The organism is Bifidobacterium choloepi, from assembly GCF_010667615.1.
GTDB classification, from domain to species: Bacteria; Actinomycetota; Actinomycetes; order Actinomycetales; family Bifidobacteriaceae; genus Bifidobacterium; species Bifidobacterium choloepi.
On record NZ_VYSG01000001.1, the window covers coordinates 535,101 to 552,519 of the forward strand.

The 17,419-nt window shown below is 66.7% G+C and carries 13 protein-coding genes; 3 read left to right on the top strand and 10 right to left on the bottom strand.

Features of this window, described 5'->3' with window-relative positions; genetic code table 11:
• Window positions 1-113: 113 nt before the first annotated feature.
• The 4 genes from alr to F6S87_RS02195 form a co-directional block, all read right to left on the bottom strand.
• Window positions 114-1,517, bottom strand: a complete 1,404-nt coding sequence (gene alr / locus F6S87_RS02180; protein WP_407925099.1) for an alanine racemase — start codon at window positions 1,515-1,517, stop codon at window positions 114-116.
• A 127-nt stretch (window positions 1,518-1,644) separates the two neighbouring features.
• The gene (locus tag F6S87_RS02185) at window positions 1,645-2,220 is read right to left on the bottom strand and encodes a GNAT family N-acetyltransferase (protein ID WP_163227549.1); all 576 of its coding nucleotides are present in this window, start codon (window positions 2,218-2,220) and stop codon (window positions 1,645-1,647) included.
• 117 nt (window positions 2,221-2,337) lie between these two features.
• The gene (locus tag F6S87_RS02190; protein ID WP_163227010.1) at window positions 2,338-2,823 is read right to left on the bottom strand and encodes an S-ribosylhomocysteine lyase; all 486 of its coding nucleotides are present in this window, start codon (window positions 2,821-2,823) and stop codon (window positions 2,338-2,340) included.
• A 106-nt stretch (window positions 2,824-2,929) separates the two neighbouring features.
• Window positions 2,930-4,936, bottom strand: a complete 2,007-nt coding sequence (locus tag F6S87_RS02195) for a RecQ family ATP-dependent DNA helicase (protein ID WP_231129307.1) — start codon at window positions 4,934-4,936, stop codon at window positions 2,930-2,932.
• A gap of 493 nt (window positions 4,937-5,429) precedes the next feature.
• Here F6S87_RS02195 and F6S87_RS02200 point away from each other — a divergent pair, with 493 nt between their 5' ends.
• The 3 genes from F6S87_RS02200 (at window position 5,430) to F6S87_RS02210 (ending at window position 8,909) form a co-directional block, all read left to right on the top strand.
• Entirely contained in the window at window positions 5,430-6,467 is a 1,038-nt protein-coding gene (locus F6S87_RS02200) for a pyridoxal-phosphate dependent enzyme (protein ID WP_163227011.1), read from the top strand.
• 113 nt (window positions 6,468-6,580) lie between these two features.
• Window positions 6,581-7,786 (top strand): cystathionine gamma-synthase, encoded by a 1,206-nt coding sequence (locus F6S87_RS02205; RefSeq protein ID WP_163227012.1) that lies wholly within the window; start codon window positions 6,581-6,583, stop codon window positions 7,784-7,786.
• Window positions 7,787-7,904: 118 nt separating this feature from the next.
• Entirely contained in the window at window positions 7,905-8,909 is a 1,005-nt protein-coding gene (locus tag F6S87_RS02210) for a pyridoxal-phosphate dependent enzyme (protein ID WP_163227013.1), read from the top strand.
• A gap of 185 nt (window positions 8,910-9,094) precedes the next feature.
• Here the strand turns inward: F6S87_RS02210 and F6S87_RS02215 are convergent, their stop codons facing one another.
• From F6S87_RS02215 to F6S87_RS02240, 6 genes are all read right to left on the bottom strand, one after another.
• Window positions 9,095-10,075, bottom strand: coding sequence for a lactate/malate family dehydrogenase (locus tag F6S87_RS02215; protein WP_163227014.1), 981 nt, complete (start codon window positions 10,073-10,075; stop codon window positions 9,095-9,097).
• A 419-nt stretch (window positions 10,076-10,494) separates the two neighbouring features.
• A complete protein-coding gene (locus F6S87_RS02220; RefSeq protein ID WP_163227015.1) occupies window positions 10,495-11,553 on the bottom strand; it encodes a LacI family DNA-binding transcriptional regulator in 1,059 nt (352 codons plus the stop codon).
• 46 nt (window positions 11,554-11,599) lie between these two features.
• Window positions 11,600-13,699, bottom strand: a complete 2,100-nt coding sequence (locus F6S87_RS02225; RefSeq protein WP_163227016.1) for a beta-galactosidase — start codon at window positions 13,697-13,699, stop codon at window positions 11,600-11,602.
• 88 nt (window positions 13,700-13,787) lie between these two features.
• Window positions 13,788-14,783, bottom strand: coding sequence for a carbohydrate ABC transporter permease (locus F6S87_RS02230; protein WP_163227017.1), 996 nt, complete (start codon window positions 14,781-14,783; stop codon window positions 13,788-13,790).
• The gene (locus tag F6S87_RS02235) at window positions 14,780-15,709 is read right to left on the bottom strand and encodes a carbohydrate ABC transporter permease (protein WP_163227018.1); all 930 of its coding nucleotides are present in this window, start codon (window positions 15,707-15,709) and stop codon (window positions 14,780-14,782) included. Before F6S87_RS02235 ends, F6S87_RS02230 begins: the two co-directional genes overlap by 4 nt.
• A 176-nt stretch (window positions 15,710-15,885) precedes the next feature.
• Complete coding sequence (locus F6S87_RS02240; RefSeq protein WP_163227019.1) at window positions 15,886-17,244, bottom strand: ABC transporter substrate-binding protein; 1,359 nt, start codon at window positions 17,242-17,244, stop codon at window positions 15,886-15,888.
• Window positions 17,245-17,419: the final 175 nt, after the last annotated feature.

Consider the following 17,419-nt stretch of genomic DNA (forward strand, 5'->3'; position numbering starts at 1 on the left):
CACTCTTGTGACACCAACCTAGCACGCCAGGGCTTCTCGCGTTCACGGTTTGATGCCTGTCGAGGTCCCGTGATCCGGTCACGGGACCTCGACAGGCAAACACCGGAGGCCTCCTACAGGATCGAGGCCGGATCGAGCAGGGCGAGATCGGATTCGGAGAGGACTTCGGGGGCGTTGAGGTAGAGGCGCGGGACGCGATTGCGCAGGCAGGTGAAGATCTCGTAGCTGATCGTGTCCGCGGCGCGTGCCCAGTCGTCGGCGGTCGGCTCGGCGTACGCCTCGCCGCGGCCGGGACCGAACAGCACGACGGTGTCGCCGACGCCGACGCCGAGCTCGGCGGCGGAGCCGTGCAGGTCGATGATGAACTGGTCCATGCACACGCGGCCGGAGACGCGGAACAGCTTCGGACCGTCGTTCGTCATCACGCGCACCGGACCGCCGGGCTTCGACGTGTGCCGCGAGCCCGACAGGTCGAATCCGGACGCGGAGCGGTGGATGCCGTCGGCGTATCCGACCGGCACGATCGCCGTCGACGTCAGCTCCTCGGTCAGGTAGACGCGGCCATACGACAGCCCCATGCCCGGCAGCATGTCCTTGACGGAGCTCAGCTGCGCCTGCAGCGTCATCGCCGGCACGAGCTTGAAGTCGGCGGGCGTGCCCATCGCGGGATCGGCCTCGTAGCCGTACAGGCCGACGCCGGGACGCACGAGATCGTAGTGGATGGCCGGCCGGCTCAGCGTCGCGGCCGTGTTGGCCAGATGGCGGATTTTCGGCGGGATTCCGGCGTTCGTCATCTGTCGCGTGAATCGTTCGAACAATGCGATCTGGTGGTCGGTTTCCTCGACGAACTCGGGGATGTCGGGAGCGTCGGCGACGGCGAGGTGGCTCCACTGGCCGACGACGTCGAGCAGGCCCTCGTCGGCGAGATCCCCGAGGCGCGCGAACGCCTCCTCGGCCTGTGCCGGCGTGAAGCCGTTGCGGCCGAAGCCGGTGTCGACCTTGACGTGGACACGGGCCGGCTTGCCGACGGCCTTCGCCGCGGCGGCGACCTTCTCCATCGCCGTGGCGGTGCCGACGGAGATGTCGATGTCGTTGGCGATGAGCTCGTCGTAGGCGACCTCGAGCGGATTGTTGACCCACGTCAGGATGCGGGCGCGGTCGACGCCGATGCCGGCATGGCGCAGCAGCAGCGCCTCGCGGGCCTGCGCCGTGCCGAGCCATGTCGCCCCGCCGGCGAGCGCGGCGAGCGCCGTCGGCACGAGGCCGTGGCCGTAGGCGTCGGCCTTGACGACGCCCATCACTTCGGTGCGGTGGCCGTTCGCCTGCCGTCCGGCCTTCCCCTGGCCGGCCGCCGGCTGGTTCGCCATCGCGACGAGCCGGCGCATGTTGTCCCGCAGCGCGCGCATGTCGATGACGGCCTGCGCCGGATAGCGGCGGCGGGCGTCCCGGTAGTTGGCGTTGCCTTGGTCGGATGAAAAGCTCCATTGCGGAGCTGCGCTCAGAGTCATGGCTCCCATTCTTGCTCACCGTGATGACTGTCGCCATGCCCCCGTTCGTAACAAAGGCGCGGGCTGGCGGCTTGTCGGCACCAGCCGGCCCTCGGCCGGCTTTGCCGGCAGCTGCCTTCCGGGGCCGCTTCGACAGTCACCATTCGTGACGGTGGTACGCGATGCGCGTGGTGTCCTTCGGCCGGTCGATGAGCTGGATCAGGCCGCAGCGCGCGAAGCCGCCGGTTTCGAGGACGTGCTGCATGGCCTTGTTGTTCGGATGCGTGTCCGCGCGCACGTTGCCGTAGTGCGCGAGCGCCCACTCGAGGCAGTCGCGCGCGGCGTGTGGGCCGAGGCCGGACGCGGCGATGCGGTGGATCGTGACGTACGGATCGTCGTCGAGCCAGCTGCCCTCGATTGACACGTAGGTCGGGTCGATGCCGGGGCACAGCGCGAACTGCGCGAGGATCCGCTCGCCGGTCGCCAGCATGCCGAACGGCAGCGTCTCGCCGTCGGTTTCGGAATCGGTTTCGGCGGACGGATCGTCGCAGTCCATGCCGGCCTGTTCGCCTTCCGGCCGGTCGACGAGCAGCATCGTGCGGCCGTTCGCGATGTCGTCGAGCACGACCGACTCGCGCGGGAACTCGTGCCCCCACTGCGTCGGGTTGCCGTTCTCGCGCATGATGCGCCGCGCATGCTCGTAGATCGCCGCCATCGCCGGATAGTCGGCCATCGTCGCGCGCCGGAAGCGTCGTTCCGGACGTGCGGTGGCCTGCGGCGACGGAGCCGACGTTTCCGGCGCCGTCGTCTTCGGCATGGTCGGGGCTGTCGTGTCTGTCGACGTCACCGCTCAGACGACCTTGCGTTCGAACGGATCGGAGCTGATGCCCTGGGCGAGGATGTCGCGGGCCCACTGCTTCGCCGTGAACAGGCTGTGGTCGCGGTAGTTGCCGCAGCTCTCGATCGTCGTCGCCGGCACGTCGTCCCACGTCGCCTCGTTCGCGATGAACTCGAGCGACTCCTTGAGCGCCTTCGCGACGTCCTCGGTCGAGTGCTCGCCCCACGTCAGCAGGTGGAAGCCGGTGCGGCAGCCGAACGGCGAGCAGTCGATGTAGCCGGGAATGCGCTCGCGCAACAGCACGGCGATCGTGTGCTCGATCGTGTGCAGGCCGCCGGTCGGGATGGCGTTCTCGTTCGGCTGCACGAGCCTCAGGTCATAGTTGGAAATGACGTCGCCGTTCGGTCCGGTCTGCGTGTCGATATACCTCACGTACGGCGCCTTCACCTTCGTGTGGTCGAGCTGGAAGCTTTCGACCACCGGCTTGCTGTCCGTCATCTTCCGTTCCTTTCGGCAGGTTCTGTACGATTCTTCCGCCCCATGCTACACCGCTCTTCTTGGCGCATGTCGCTCCATCCCACCCGGCTCCCTTCCAGGGCGTTTTTCAGTTGTCGCGGATGACGGCCATGAAGCGTTCGCCGTACTTCCTGAGCTTGCTTTCGCCGACGCCGCCGACCTCGAGGAATTCGTCGTCGGTCGTCGGCTTGCGGGCGGCCATGTCGTGCAGCGAGCGGTCGGAGAAGACGATGTACGGCGGCTTGCCGATCTCGCGGGCGATCTCGAGGCGCAGCGCGCGCAGCTTCTCGAACAGTTCGTTGTCGGCCGGATCGACGCCGAAGTCGACAACCCGCCGGTTCGTGCCGCCGGACGGCGCGCCGAATCCGTCGCCGCGGCCACGCGAGCCGTAGACACCGCCGGCCGGGCGGCGCGACGGCCGCACGATCTTCTTCATCTCGTAGTGGAACGACGGGTCGACGGTCTCGGCGGCGCGCGGGCCGAACAGGACGACCGAGTACTTGCCGTCGGCGATCCTCAGGAAGCCGTCGGCGACCATCTGGTTGACGACGTCGCGCACCTTGTCCTGCGGGACGGCGGCGAGCTTGCCGTACGACATCATCCGTTCGGCGCCCATCGCGAGGATGTCGGCGGACTTCGAGCCGCGCACGATGTTGACGATCTTGCCGGTGCCGACGTTCTGGTGGACGTCGTGCACGCACATGCTGATGGCGCGGGCGATCGCCGAGATGTCCTCGGTCTCGAACTCGCTGTCGCAGTTGACGCAGCCGCCGGCGCATCGCGGGCCGCCGTTGGCGCCGGTCGCCTTGCCGTCGCCGGTCGCTTCCCCGGCGGGATCGGCGCCGTTTCCCGCGAGCGCCGGCGACACCGTCTCGCCGAAGTAGCGCGTCATGTAGCGGTGCAGGCATTCGGTCGTGCGGCAGTAGCCGACGATGCCGTCGAGCAGGTGGCGCTTGGCGACGTGGACGATGTCCTGTTCCTCGGCCGACAGCCGCTCGTTGTCGTGGTCCATGTCCATCAGGCGGCGGCGCGTGTTGATGTCGCCGTCGTTCCACAGCAGCGTGCAGCGGCTCGGCTCGCCGTCGCGGCCGGCGCGGCCGGCTTCCTGGTAGTACGCCTCGACGCTTTCGGGCATGTTGTTATGGATGACGAACCGCACGTTCGACTTGTCGATGCCCATGCCGAACGCGTTCGTCGCGACGATGACCGGCACGTCGTCGTTGACGAACATGCGCTGCGCATGCTCGCGCGTGTCGGCGGCCATGCCGCCGTGGTATCCCAACGCCACCGGATGGTCGTCGTCGGGACACCTGCCGAGCCTGGCCGGCACGAGCGCGCTGAGGTCGTCGGCGAGCTGTTCGACTTCCTTCCTCGTCGCGCAGTAGACGATGCCCGATTCGTCCGGGTGGGACGCGACGTAGTCGACAATCCAGTCGGTCTTGTCCTTGCGGGCGAGTCGTTGCACGTCGAAGTAGAGATTCGGCCGGTCGAAGCCGGTGACGGTGACGGACAGATCGTCGAGGCCCAGCAGGCCGACGATGTCGGCGCGCACCTTTTCCGTCGCCGTCGCCGTCAGCGCGGCGACCGGCGGACGGTCCGGCAGCGAACGCAGGAAGTCGCCGATCCCCAGGTAGCTCGAGCGGAAGTCCTGGCCCCATTGCGAGACGCAGTGCGCCTCGTCGACGGCGACGAGCGCGATGTCGGCGGCGGCCACGAACTGGCGGAACCTTGGCGTTTCGAGTCGTTCCGGCGCGACGTAGAGCAGCTTGACGTCGCCGGCCTCGGCCTGCGCGAAGACCATCGCCTGCTCGTCGGGCGCCTGCGTGGTGTTGACGAAGGCGGCCGGAATGCCGTTGTCGTTCGCCGAGTCGACCTGGTCCTTCATCAGCGAGATCAGCGGCGAAATGACGATCGTCACGCCGTGCAGCAGCACGGCCGGCACCTGATAGCAGATCGACTTGCCGGCGCCGGTCGGCATGACGGCGAGGACGTCGCGTCCGTCCATCACTCCGTCGATGACGTCGGCCTGTCCCGTCCTGAACGATTCGTACCCGAAGTACTTCTGCAGCGCCGCGAGCGCCTCCGTATTGCGCAATCCTTCTCCCCCGATTCGTTGGCGAACGTGAGGATTCAAGTCTACCGCAGCGCCGATCGGACGCCATGGCCACCGTCCCCGACCGGCGTCGCGGGCCCGTTCGCCGACAACCGGTGTCCACGATACGAGACACGGACGGCGCATGCCGGGCCCCCGTCGTGCTACGGTGGCGGCCATGATCAATCGCTCATGTTGTTGTCGCTAACCGAACGCCTGACGCGCGCGGTCACCGACGCATGACTTGAGATCTGCCATTCCGGCTTTCCCGGCCGTGACGACTCGTCCATGAACGGGTCATCTGTTCACGTTTGCGACGTCTTATCGTCGACATCGTCATGGTTCCGGATTTCAGCGGTTCCGATCGATTTTCCCGTCGTACGCGGGCTTCGGGCGACATCTTCGTCACATATCCCGTCCAATCGAACATCCAGCGCCCGCGGCCGGCGTTTCCGGCCGGTCGGGCGCGCGAATCGCATGAAATCAGGAACGAATCATGACCATTGCCAATACCGTCACGCAACTCATCGGCAACACTCCCCTCGTCCGGCTCGACCATGTCGCCGACGGCGTCGAGGCGACGATCGCCGTCAAGGTCGAGTATCTCAATCCGGGAGGCTCGTCGAAGGACCGCATCGCCGCGAGGATCATCGACGCGGCCGAACGCGAAGGCCGGCTACGGCCCGGCGGCGTCATCGTCGAGCCGACGAGCGGCAACACCGGCGTCGGCCTCGCGCTCGTCGCCCAGCAGAAGGGCTACCGCACGATCTTCGTCGTGCCGGACAAGGTGAGCGAGTCGAAGCGGGCCGTGCTGCGGGCCTACGGCGCCGAGGTCGTCGTGACGCCGACCGACGTCGAACCGTCCGACCCCCGCTCCTATTACGCCGTCTCCGACCGTCTCGCCGCCACGATCCCCGGCGCGTTCAAGCCGAACCAGTACTCGAACCCGAATGGCCCGGCCAGCCACTACGCGACGACCGGTCCGGAAGTCTGGAACGCCACGGACGGCGAAGTCACCCATTTCGTCGCCGGCATCGGCACCGGCGGCACGATCTCCGGCACCGGCCGCTATCTCAAGGAAGTCTCGAACGGTGCCGTGACCGTCGTCGGCGCCGATCCCGAGGGATCGATCTACTCCGATCCGGAGCACGTCCACGGTTACCTGACCGAAGGCGTCGGCGAGGACTTCTATCCGGCGGCGTTCGACCGGTCCGTCGTCGACGACATCGTGCAGGTCGGCGACGCCGAGGCGTTCGCGATGACCAGGCGCCTCGCCACCGAGGAAGGGCTGCTTGTCGGCGGCTCGTCCGGCATGGCGGTCGCCGCCGCCATCCGCTACGCCCGCGACCACCACCTGCCGCAAGCCGCCACCGTCGTCGTCCTCGCCCCGGATTCCGGACGCGGCTATCTCGACAAGATCTTCGACGACGGCTGGATGATCGACCACGGCTTCGCCGACGTCGTCGCGGAGACGAGCCAGCCAAGCCTCGTCGATGCCGCCCTCGCCGCCGACCGCGCTCCGGCCCTGTCGTAATTCCGCCTTCCGGCATCCCCGCCAGTTCCCATCGAGCATCCTGCCGGATTGCCCGGCTCCCTCCGGGGAGGAAGCCGCGAACCAGAAAAACAGAAAAACAGAAAGACTTCATCATGACCAATCTCTCATCCGCCTCCCGGTCCACCCGCGCCATCCATGCCGGCCAGGAACCCGATCCCGTCACCGGCGCCGTCTCCACGCCGATCTACATGACGTCGACGTTCAAGCAGGACGGCGTCGGACGTCCCCGCAACGGATTCGACTATTCGCGGTCGGTCAACCCCACCCGCAACGGTTTCGACAGGCAGCTCGCCGCCGTCGAGGGCGCCGAGTTCGCCACGAGCTTCTCGTCCGGCCTGGCCGCCATCGACGTCCTGCTGCGTTCCACGCTGCGTCCCGGCGACGCCATCCTCATCGGCAACGACGTCTACGGCGGCACCTACCGCCTGCTCGCGAAGGTCTTCGTGCCGTGGGGCGTCACGCTCGACGTCGTCGACATCACCGATCCGGCCGCCGTCGGCCATGCGCTGCGGGAGAAGGACTACCGGTACCTGTGGGTCGAGACGCCGTCGAACCCGCTGCTGGGGATTACCGACATCGCCGCCGTCTCCGCGCTCGCCCACGAACGCGGGACGAACGTCGTCGTCGACAACACGTTCGCATCGCCGATTCTCCAGCATCCGCTCGCCGACGGCGCGGACGCCGTCGTCTACTCGACGACGAAATACATCGGCGGCCATTCGGACGTCATCGGCGGCGCCGTGCTGACGAACGATCCCGCCATTGCCGAGCCCGTCGCGTTCCTGCAGAACGCCGCCGGCGCCGTGCCGTCGCCGTTCGATTCCTGGCTTGACATCCGCGGTTTGAAGACCCTCGAACTCCGCGTCCGCCGTCATTCGTCGAACGCGCTGGAACTCGCCCGCTGGATGGAAACGCTGGCGGATCCCGACGAGCCGTCGGCCCCGCTCGAGCGTGTCTGGTATCCGGGTCTCGAATCCCATCCCGGCCACGACGTCGCCGCGCGGCAGATGGACGGCGGGTTCGGCGGGATGATTTCCATCCAGTTTGGCGGCGCGAACGACGACGAGAAGTTCGCGAACGCGAAGAAGTTCGCCGAATCGACGGAGCTGTTCACGCTCGCCGAGTCGCTGGGCGGCGTGGAAAGCCTCGTCGAGCACCCCGGCGCGATGACGCACGCCTCGGTCTCCGGCACCACGCTGGAAGTCCCGTCAAATCTCGTCCGTCTCTCGGTCGGCATCGAGGATGTCCGGGACCTGCAGGCGGATCTGGCGCAGGCCTTCGCCGCGCTGGGAAAGTAGCATCAGCCGCGGCTTTCTCCGGGGAGGAAACCGCGGGTCGTCGTGTTCACCCGATGTGACACGATGTGGGAAGAATCGTTCCATTTATTCTTCCTTTCACGATCACGAGGAGGATCGCATGGCCATTGTCGAGAACGTATCCGAACTGATTGGCAACACGCCGCTGGTCAGGCTCAACCATGTCGCCGACGGCGTCGACGCGACGATCGCCGTCAAGGTCGAGTACTTCAATCCGGGCGGTTCGTCGAAGGACCGCATCGCCGCGAGGATCATCGACGTGGCGGAACGGGAAGGCAAGCTCAAGCCCGGCGGCGTCATCGTCGAGCCGACGAGCGGCAACACCGGTGTCGGCCTGGCGATGATCGCCCAGCAGAAGGGCTACCGGACCGTCTTCGTCATCGACGAGAAGGTGAGCGAGTCGAAGCGGGCCGTGCTGCGCGCCTACGGCGCCGAGCTCGTGATGGCCTCGGCGAGCGCGCCGCCCGAGGATCCGACGTCGTCGTACGCCGTGTCCGACCGGCTTGCCGCCGAGATTCCCGGCGCGTTCAAGCCCGACCAGTACTCGAACCCGAACGGTCCGGAAAGCCACTACCTGACGACCGGCCCGGAGATCTGGCGCGACACCGACGGCAAGGTGACGCACTTCGTCGCCGGCATCGGCACCGGCGGCACGATCTCCGGCACCGGACGGTATCTCAAGGAAGTCTCGAACGGTGCCGTGACCGTCGTCGGCGCGGACCCGGACGGCTCGATCTTCAACTCGCCTGACGGTTCCACGCATCCGTATGTCATCGAGGGCGTTGGCAAGAACTTCTTCCCGACCGCCTACGACCGGTCGATTCCCGACGAGCTCGTGACGGTCGGCGACGCCGAGGCGCTGACGATGACACGCCGGCTCGCCACCGAGGAGGGGCTGCTGGTCGGCGGCTCGTCGGGCATGGCGGTCGCGGCGGCGATCGACTACGCCCGCGAGCACGAACTGTCGAAGGAAGCCACCGTCGTCGTCCTCGCGCCGGATTCCGGCCGCGGCTATCTCGAGAAGATCTTCAACGACGACTGGATGATCGCGAACGGTTTCGGCGACGTCGTCGAGGCGACACGCCGGCCGTCGGTATTGAAGTAAGGGACTCCACTTCGCACTTTCGGGAAGGGCATTCGAAAAGTGCGAAGATCCCGCGGGAGCATCATGACAAGTGAAAGGGGAGGAATGGCGGAAATCCGCCATTCCTCCCCTTTCACGGTGTGGTCGGTTCCTTCGGAATTTTCGCACTTTCCAAGTGCCCTTTCCGAAAGTGCGAGACCGGTCGTCTATGCCAGGCCCACGCGGCGCGCGTTCGCCTTGACATGGGCGCAGCTGGCGTGGAATTGCTCCTCTTCGGATGCCGTCAGGTCGAGGTGGACGATCTCCTCGACGCCGTCGGCGCCGATGACGCACGGCAGCGACGTGAAGAAGCCCTCCTCGCCGTACGTCGTCTCGCCGCCGGTCATCAGCGTCGAGCACGGCATGATGACGTGCTCGTTCGAGACGATCGCGCGCACGAGCCGCACGGCGGCGTCGGCGACGGCGTATTCGGTGCACTGCTTGCCGGCATACGTGACGTAGCCGCCGCGGCGGGCCGCCTCCTCGAGGACGTTGCGGTCGAAGCGGAACCGGTCGGGCTGCTCGTCGCGCAGCTGCGCGAGCGGCTTGCCGCCGAACGCGACGGCGCTCCACGCCGCGAACATGCTGGCGCCATGCTCGCCGAGCATGTAGGCGGTAATCGAATGCTGGTCGATGCCGGTCGTCTGCGACAGCACGTTCTTGAAGCGGCTCGAGTCCAGGGCCGTGCCGGTGCCGAGCACGCGGCGCGGATCACAGCCGGACAGCTTCCAGATCTCGGTCGCGACGACGTCGCACGGATTCGACACGTTGACCCACCGGCCGTCGAAGCCGGCGGCCGCGAGCGGCAGGATGAATTTCTTCGCCGTTTCCGTCGTGTAGAACAGTTCGCCGTCGCGGTCCGTCGCCGACAATGTCACGTTGCCGGCGGCGTTGACGATGACGTCGCAGGCGGCAAGCCGGCCGTAGTCGTCACCGCAGTCGAAAATCGCGACATTGTGCGGGCAGAACGCGAGCGAGTCGCGCAGGTCCTGGACTTCGGCCCGCAGCTTGGCCGTGTGATCGTCGGCACCTGTGCACTGCTCGGTGACATAGATCTCGTCGGCGACGCCCTGCAGCAGCAGGCTGTTCGCGACATGCGCGCCGACGTGTCCCATGCCGACAATGCCGACTCTCGTGATCATTCCCATGGCCGGACCCCTTTCGTCCTCCGTCGTCGCCGTCACGAGCGGACCGATCCGGCAGGCGCTGTCGGATCGGTCGCCGTTTCCGGCAACCCCGTTCCGGAGTGTTTCGTCTCCGCTTGGGCCCGATTATCGCCGTCCGCCGTTCCGTCGGCAGCCGGACGCCCGCATTGTGGCCGAAGTCGGGCAGCGACGCCGGATCTGTTGCGACAGGATGGCCATTTCGTGTCGTCCGGCGCCGGATCGCGTGCCGCACGGGAACAGTCAGGCGGGGACAGTCGGGCGGGACTGTTCCCGCGCAAATCGTCCATGCGCGAATCGTCCATGCGCGAATCGTCCATGCGGGGACCGTCCATGATGCATTCGACGGGCAAGCTGCCGTCCCGCACCGACGGCGGCGCTACCGGGTACGTGACCCGGTGGCGTTACCGGGTGGTGGCGCGGGCGATGACGTACGATTCGGTCCGGATGAGTTCGGGTTCGGTGACGGTGCCGGCGATGCGGCCGAGAATGCGGTCGACGGCCGTCGCGGCGATCCAGTCGAGGCGCGACGCCATCGTCGTCAGCGGCGTCGGCAGGTAGGCGGCTTCCTCGATGTCGTCGAATCCGATGACCTGGACGGCGTCCGGCACCGGAATGCCGGCCGCGGCGAGCGTCACGCTGGCGCCGATGGCCAGCTGGTCGTTCAATGCCACCACGCCGTCGAACGGGTGGCCGGAGGCGATGACGCGCCGCATCGTCTCGACGCCGGAACCGATCGACCAGTCCTGGCCGGTGTAGCCGACGAGGTCCGTCGACAGCGCCATGCCGCGGCGCGCATGCTCCTCGACGATGCCGCGCAGGCGCAGTTCGGCGTTTCCTTCGGTGACGTCCTTGAGGCTGTCGAAGCCGTCGGCGTAGTCGGCACGGGCGCCGATGACGGACAGCCGCGTGCTGCCGCGGTCAATGAGGTAGCCGGCGGCCGTCGCGCCGGCGGCGATGTCGTCGGGCGTGACATGGTCCACCCGGCCGCGGGTGTCGCGGCCGCCGACGCAGACGAGCGGATAGGGCACGTCGAGGTCGTCGGTGGAAACGGAGGCGACCTCGCTCAGCGACAGGATCATGCCGTCGGAGACGGTCGAGTTGAAGTCGCGCAGCAGGTCCTGCAGCCCCTTGGCCGTGCCCTCGGCGTACGTGGTGACGTAGACGCTGCAGCCGCGCCGGCGCGCCTCATCGATGACGCGGTTGGCCAGCTCGGCCAGGTACGGCGGCGTCAGCGTCGGCACGGCGAGCGTGATGAAGCCGGTCTTGCGCCGGTTGAGATTGCGGGCGGCGATATTGACCTGGTAGCCGAGCTCGTCGATGACCCGCTGCACTTTCTCGCGGGTGGCGTCGGTCATGCGGCCGTTGCCGTTGACGACGTTCGACGCCGTCTTGAGCGAGACGCCGGCCCGGGCGGCCACGTCGCGCAGGGTCACGCGCTTGCGGGAACCGTGTTCTTCCATGATCGCCTCGCCTCGTTCCGTCGTCGGTCCGCCGGGCCGCGGACGTTCATCGTCGCCGCGTCGCCGGCTCCTTCGTGATCAGCAGCCCATTGGCTTGCAGCGTCACTATATCCCCCTCCCGGCGACCTCGGAACAGCAGGAGTTCCTCGTCGTCGCCGTCGGGTTGCAGCATCGCGACGTCCTCGCCGCGCCGGTTGAACGCGAAGCGGAACAGGTTCGCGCCGTCGGTGCGCTCGACGACGGTCACGTCGCCGGCGCCGCCGGTCATGCCGATCGCCGGCAGCAATGTCGTTTCGGCGAGCCTGGCCAGCTCGTCGACGGCGAGGTCGCAGCCGACGTACCATGCAGCTCCGCTGCCGTAGTCGTGTTCGGCAATGGCCGGCACGCCGTCGAGTTCCCAGGATCGCGCGCCGTCGCCGGTGTAGGCGGCGACGATCCGCACGTCGTCGGCGACGTCGCGGACGACGGTCTGCCACAGCGTCGACGAACCGAACCCGGCGACCTCGACGGCGTCGGGTTCGCCGTCGATGCCGCCGACGATGTTGAATTCCTCGCCGCCGACGCCGAGCATCGTGCGCAGCGTGCCGTCGCCAGCGCCCGGATAGCCGCCGAGGCCGACCCTGAACGATTCGTCCACCAGGCCGGTGGCGTAGTTGACGACGATTCGTCCGCCCTGCGCCACGTACCGTTCGAGCCGGGCGACGTCGTCGTCTGACAGCATCAGCACCGTCGGCAGCACGACGAGGTCGTAGCCGCTCCAGTCGGAGGCGAGCGGCACGACATCGGCGCGCACTCCGGCGTCGAGGAACGTGCGGTACCAGTCGCGCACGTCGTGCCAGTGGTCGAGCTTCGTCGTCGGCAGCGTCGGGATGGCGGTGCTCCACTGGGACTGTGCGTCGAAGACGACGGCGATGCGCGACGGCACGACGGTCGTGCCGGCCAGTCCGGCCTTCGACAGCGCGTCGAGCGCCGCGCCGGTCTCGCATGTCTGGCGGAAGATGGCCGTGTGTTCTCCGGCGTGCGGCAGCATCGCCGAGTGGAATGCCTCGGCGCCGCCGCGCGACTGGCGCCACTGGAAGAAGTTGACGGCATCGGCGCCCATCGCGACGTGGGCCATCGCGTCGCGCATGAGTTCGCCGTGGCGCTTGCGGGCGTTGACCGGCTTCCACTGCACCGACGACGTCGAATGCTCCATCAGGTACCAGGGGCGGTCGCCGGCCAGCGATTCCACCAGCGCGTCCGAGCACAGCAGCTCGTCGAGGTGCAGCGCGCCCTCGTGGAAGTAGTGATCGTTCGAGACGAAGTCGACGTCCGGCGCCCACGTGGCGTAGTCCATGCAGCACTGGTCGGTGGAGACCATGAAGTTGGTGGTGACCGGCTTGTCCGGGCAGACCGACTTGATGACATCGCGCTCCCTGCGGAAGAAGGCGAGCATGTTGTCGTTGCTGAACCGTTCGAAGTCGAGCTGCTGGGCCGGGTTGACCATCGCGTCGGCGCCCATGTGGCGGGGCAGCTGGACCTCGTCGAACGAACGCATTTCCTGCGACCAGAACGCCGAGCACCAGGCGTCGTTGAGCCGGTCGACGGTGCCGTAGCGCCGCTCGCACCACTTCCGGAAGTCCTTGAGGGCGTTGTCGGAGTAGTCGAAGTGGTTGTTCCAGCCGTATTCGTTGCCGACGTGCCAGGCGGTGACGGCCGGATGGTCGCCGTAGCGTTCGGCGAGCCTGCGGCACAGGTCGAGCGCGTGCTCGAGGTACACCGGGCTCGAGGCGCTCCACGACTGGCGGCTGCCGGAGTGGACGACGTGGCCGTACTTGTCGACCGGCAGCACTTCCGGATACCGTTCGTACAGCCACAGCGGCGCGCTGGCCGTGGCCGACGCGAGGTCGACGGAGATGCCGGCGTCGCCGAGCATGCCGATGATGCGGTCGAGCCAGTCGAAGTTCCATTCGCCTTTCGCCGGCTCGATGCGGTCCCAGCTGAAGATGCCGAGCGCGACGACGTTGACGCCCGCTTCCTTCATGAGCCGGATGTCGTCGGCCCAGGTGTCTTCCGGCCACTGGTCGGGGTTGTAGTCGCCGCCGTAGGCGATGCCACCGGCATGGTCGCCGAGCAGTTCGGGCCAGTTCTGTACACGATTCTTCACGCTGGTTGCTCCTCGTGAGTTGGATTCGGGCCGCCCGCCGGAACGGGCGGCATGTTCGATGGTGATCCGTCGGCGGGACGAATCGTTCTCATTCCTTGACGGCGCCGGCCGCCAGACCCGACTGCCAGTACTTCTGCAGCAGCAGGAACGCGATGACGAGCGGGATGATCGTGATCAGCGAGCCGGTGATGACGAGGTTCTGGATGGCCTGGCCGCCGGCGTTCGACGCCTGGTCCTTCCACTGGTTCAGGCCGATTGTCAGCGGATACCAGCTCGAGTCCCTGATCATGATCAACGGCAGGAAGTAGTTGTTCCACGTCGCGACGATCGTGAACAGCGCCGTCGTCACGATGCCGGGCGCCAGCAGCGGCAACGAGACGGTGAAGAACGTGCGCATCTCGCTGGCGCCGTCCACGCGGGCGGCCTCCAGCAATTCGGTCGGCACGGCCTGCTCCGAGAAGATCCACATCAGGTAGAGGCCGAACGGGCTGACGAGCGACGGGATGATCATCGCCCACGGCGAGTTCGTCAGGCCGATCTGCGCGAACAGCAGGAACTGCGGGACGGCGAGCGCGATGCCGGGCACCGAGATCGCGCCGATGATGACGACGAAGACGGCCTTGCGTCCCGGGAAGCGGAACTTGGCGAGCGCGTAGCCGCCCATGACGGCGAGCAGCGTGGCGCCGCCGGCGCCGACGACGACGTAGAGGATCGTGTTGAGGAACCAGCGGCTAAAGATGCCGTCCTGGTAGGTGAACACCGTCTTGATGTTGTCCCACAGCGCGAACGTCTTGCCGAAGCCGAGGCCGAACGTCGACGTGAAATCGGCCTGCGTCTTCGTGGCGTTGATGAGCAGGTAGAGGAACGGGAACAGGCAGTAGATCGCGAAGATGGCGCAGACGATCGTCAGCATCTTCGAGCGGCGGGGGTTGGCGACGTTCGCGAAGCCGGCCTGGCGGGCGCGGCGGCGCTCGGCCTTCTCGTCGCGCAGGCGGCGGCGCTCGAGTTCCTTTTCCTTGCGGCGCGCGTCGCGGCGGCTGTGGACGGCGGGAGCGGCAGTTTCCTGGAGGGTTGCGGTGCTCAATTCATCTGCTCCTTCATGCTCTTGAGCTGGACGAGATAGGCGATCGCCATCGTGATGATGGCCATGACGATGGCCAGGGCGGCGGCGTAGTTGGTCTGGCCGCCGGAGAAGCTCAGCGTGTACGCGTACATGTTCGGGGTGTAGGAACTGCTGATCGCGTTGCCCGGCACCATGTTCTGCATGATGCTCGGTTCGTTGAACAGCTGGAACGATCCGATGATCGAGAAGATGACGGTGATCGCGAGGGAGCCCTTGAGCTCCGGCAGCTTGATGCGGCGCACGATCTGCCATTCGCTGGCGCCGTCGATGGCGGCGGCCTCGTAGAGGGAGTGCGGGATGGTGGACAGCGAGCTGTAGAAGATCAGCATGTTGTAGCCGGTGAATTCCCACGTGTTGATGTTGCCGATCGCGGCGAGCAGGACGCTGGGCGACAGTACGTTGAGGTGCGTGCCGAACCAGTCGTTGAGGGAGCCGACGAGGCCGTACTTCGCGCTGTACATGAACGCCCAGATCATCGTCGAGACGACGGCGGGCACCGCGTACGGCATGAACGACGAGATGCGGAAGAACTTCGTGCCGTACAGCTTCATCGAGTCCAGCGCCAGCGCCATCAGCGCGGCGAGGAACAGCATGATCGGCACCTGGACGACGGTGAAGAGCGCTACGCGGCCCACGGCGCTCCAGAACAGCGGATCCTTGAACAGCCGCACGTAGTTGGCGAAGCCGACGAAGACGGTGCCGCCGATCATGCGGTTCTGGAAGAACGAAATGTAGATCGCGTAGAAGATCGGGATGACGGTGACGAACAGGAAGACCGCGGCGAATGGCCACATGAACTTCCATCCGCGCCAGTCGCGGCGCCTGCGATTCACGCGGGGCTCTCCCTGCGCCTGCATGTTCGCCGCCTGGGCAGTCGTAGCGCTCATGATTCTTGCCTTTCCTAATGATGCATGGCTACTTGGGTATGGATGCCGACCGCCGGCACCGGTTTCCGGTTTCGGTTCCCGGAGCCCGGGTCACGGGTCCCTGGTCCTTGACCTTGGTCGTGACCGTGACCGGAACCGGCGGTCGGTTGCGTGACAATGGCGCGTCGGGTGGCGCCTCAGTCCTTGTTCGTGACGGTGTAGCCCTCCTGCGTGCCGTGTTCGGCGAGCTTCTCGCCGTAGGTCTTGAACGCGTCGGCGAGCGTTTCCTTGCCGGTGTAGGCGGGCGAGATGTCGTCGCCGTACTCGGTCTGGGCGAACGAGTTGTACGGCAGGTACTGGAACGTGTTGACCGGGCGCTGGGCGGCCTCGGCGAGGATCTTGTTGACGTTCTGGCCGCCGAAGTACTCGTTGGTCGTCTTGTTGGCGTCGGAGTCGGGGTCGACGAAGGAGTCGGAGTTGAGAATGGACTTCAGGGCCGGGAACGTACCGGTTTCGGACATCGTGACGGCGCCATCGCCGAGCGTCATGTACTCGATGAACTTATAGGCCGCGGCCTGGTTCGTCGACTGGGAGGAGATGGCCAGCGACGATCCGCCGTCCTCGGCCGTGTAGTCCTCGCCTTCGGTCCACTGCGGCAGCTGCATGACGCGCCAGTTGCCGGACTGGTCCGGGGCGCCGCTCATCAGGTTGACCGGCATCCAGGCACCGATCGTCAGCGACGCGATCGTGCCGTCGTTGAGGGCGCGGTTCCAGTCGTCCGACCAGTTGGCGATCGAGGTGTCGACGAGGTCCTCGTCGATGAGCTTCTGCCAGAACGCCGTGTACTTCTGCATGCCCTCGTCGTTCATGTCGATCGTGATGTTGTCGCCGTCGACGGTCCACGGCTTGGCGCCGGCCTGCGCGGCCTGGGCCGTGAACGGCTGGTAGTCCATCGAGCTTCCGGAGTTGTTCGTGATGTAGGAACCGGTGGCGCGGATCTTCTTCGCAGCCTCGTAGTAGTCATCCCACGTCTTGATGTCGTCGGCGTTGACGCCGGCCTTGTCGAAGACGGCCTTGTTGTAGAAGAGCACTTCCGGGCCGGAGTCGATCGGCATGCCGTACGGGTCGCCGTTGTACTGGAGCATGTTCCACGGGCCGGAGACGAACTTGTCGGCCTCGTCGGCGGCGCCGTACTGCTTCAGGTCCACGAGGTCGCCGGTAACGGCGAACTGCATGACGGTGGCGTCCTCCAGCATGACGACGTCCGGGGCGCCCTTGCCGGCGGCGACCGCGTTGGCCAGTGCCGTCTGCGTGTTCTCGGCGTTGCCGGTGGAGCTGAACTTGACGGTGATGCCGGGGTTGGCCTTCTCGAACGCCGCGATCAGCTTGCTCATGCTGCCACCGGAATCCCAGCCCCAGAACGTGATCTCGGCGTTGTCGGCGTCGCCCTGCGCGCCGCTCGAACTGCTGCTGCCGCTGCCGCATGCCGTTAGGCTCATGACGGTGGCCAGGGCTGCCAGCGAAGCGAGGACCGGAGTGAATTTGCGTGCTCTCATTGCTCTACTTCTTTCGAACCGTGAACATTGCCATCGGCGTCCTCAACTTCGAAGACGGCGAAATGACATCCGGCAATACAGATCGTTGTATTTCCGGTTGGTACACTGTTGTACCTGAAGAAGATGATACACCGGTGAACCACTTTTGCAAATTCGACATATTCCGCTCCGCGTG

Bases quoted from the DNA above. Each gene is read 5' to 3' on its own strand.
- alr (WP_407925099.1), bottom strand. From the start codon at position 1,517: ATGGGAGCCATGACTCTGAGCGCAGCTCCGCAATGGAGCTTTTCATCC.
- F6S87_RS02185 (WP_163227549.1), bottom strand. From the start codon at position 2,220: ATGGCCGACTATCCGGCGATGGCGGCGATCTACGAGCATGCGCGGCGC.
- F6S87_RS02190 (WP_163227010.1), bottom strand. From the start codon at position 2,823: ATGACGGACAGCAAGCCGGTGGTCGAAAGCTTCCAGCTCGACCACACG.
- F6S87_RS02200 (WP_163227011.1), top strand. From the start codon at position 5,430: ATGACCATTGCCAATACCGTCACGCAACTCATCGGCAACACTCCCCTC.
- F6S87_RS02205 (WP_163227012.1), top strand. From the start codon at position 6,581: ATGACCAATCTCTCATCCGCCTCCCGGTCCACCCGCGCCATCCATGCC.
- F6S87_RS02210 (WP_163227013.1), top strand. From the start codon at position 7,905: ATGGCCATTGTCGAGAACGTATCCGAACTGATTGGCAACACGCCGCTG.
- F6S87_RS02215 (WP_163227014.1), bottom strand. From the start codon at position 10,075: ATGGGAATGATCACGAGAGTCGGCATTGTCGGCATGGGACACGTCGGC.
- F6S87_RS02220 (WP_163227015.1), bottom strand. From the start codon at position 11,553: ATGGAAGAACACGGTTCCCGCAAGCGCGTGACCCTGCGCGACGTGGCC.
- F6S87_RS02235 (WP_163227018.1), bottom strand. From the start codon at position 15,709: ATGAGCGCTACGACTGCCCAGGCGGCGAACATGCAGGCGCAGGGAGAG.
- F6S87_RS02240 (WP_163227019.1), bottom strand. From the start codon at position 17,244: ATGAGAGCACGCAAATTCACTCCGGTCCTCGCTTCGCTGGCAGCCCTG.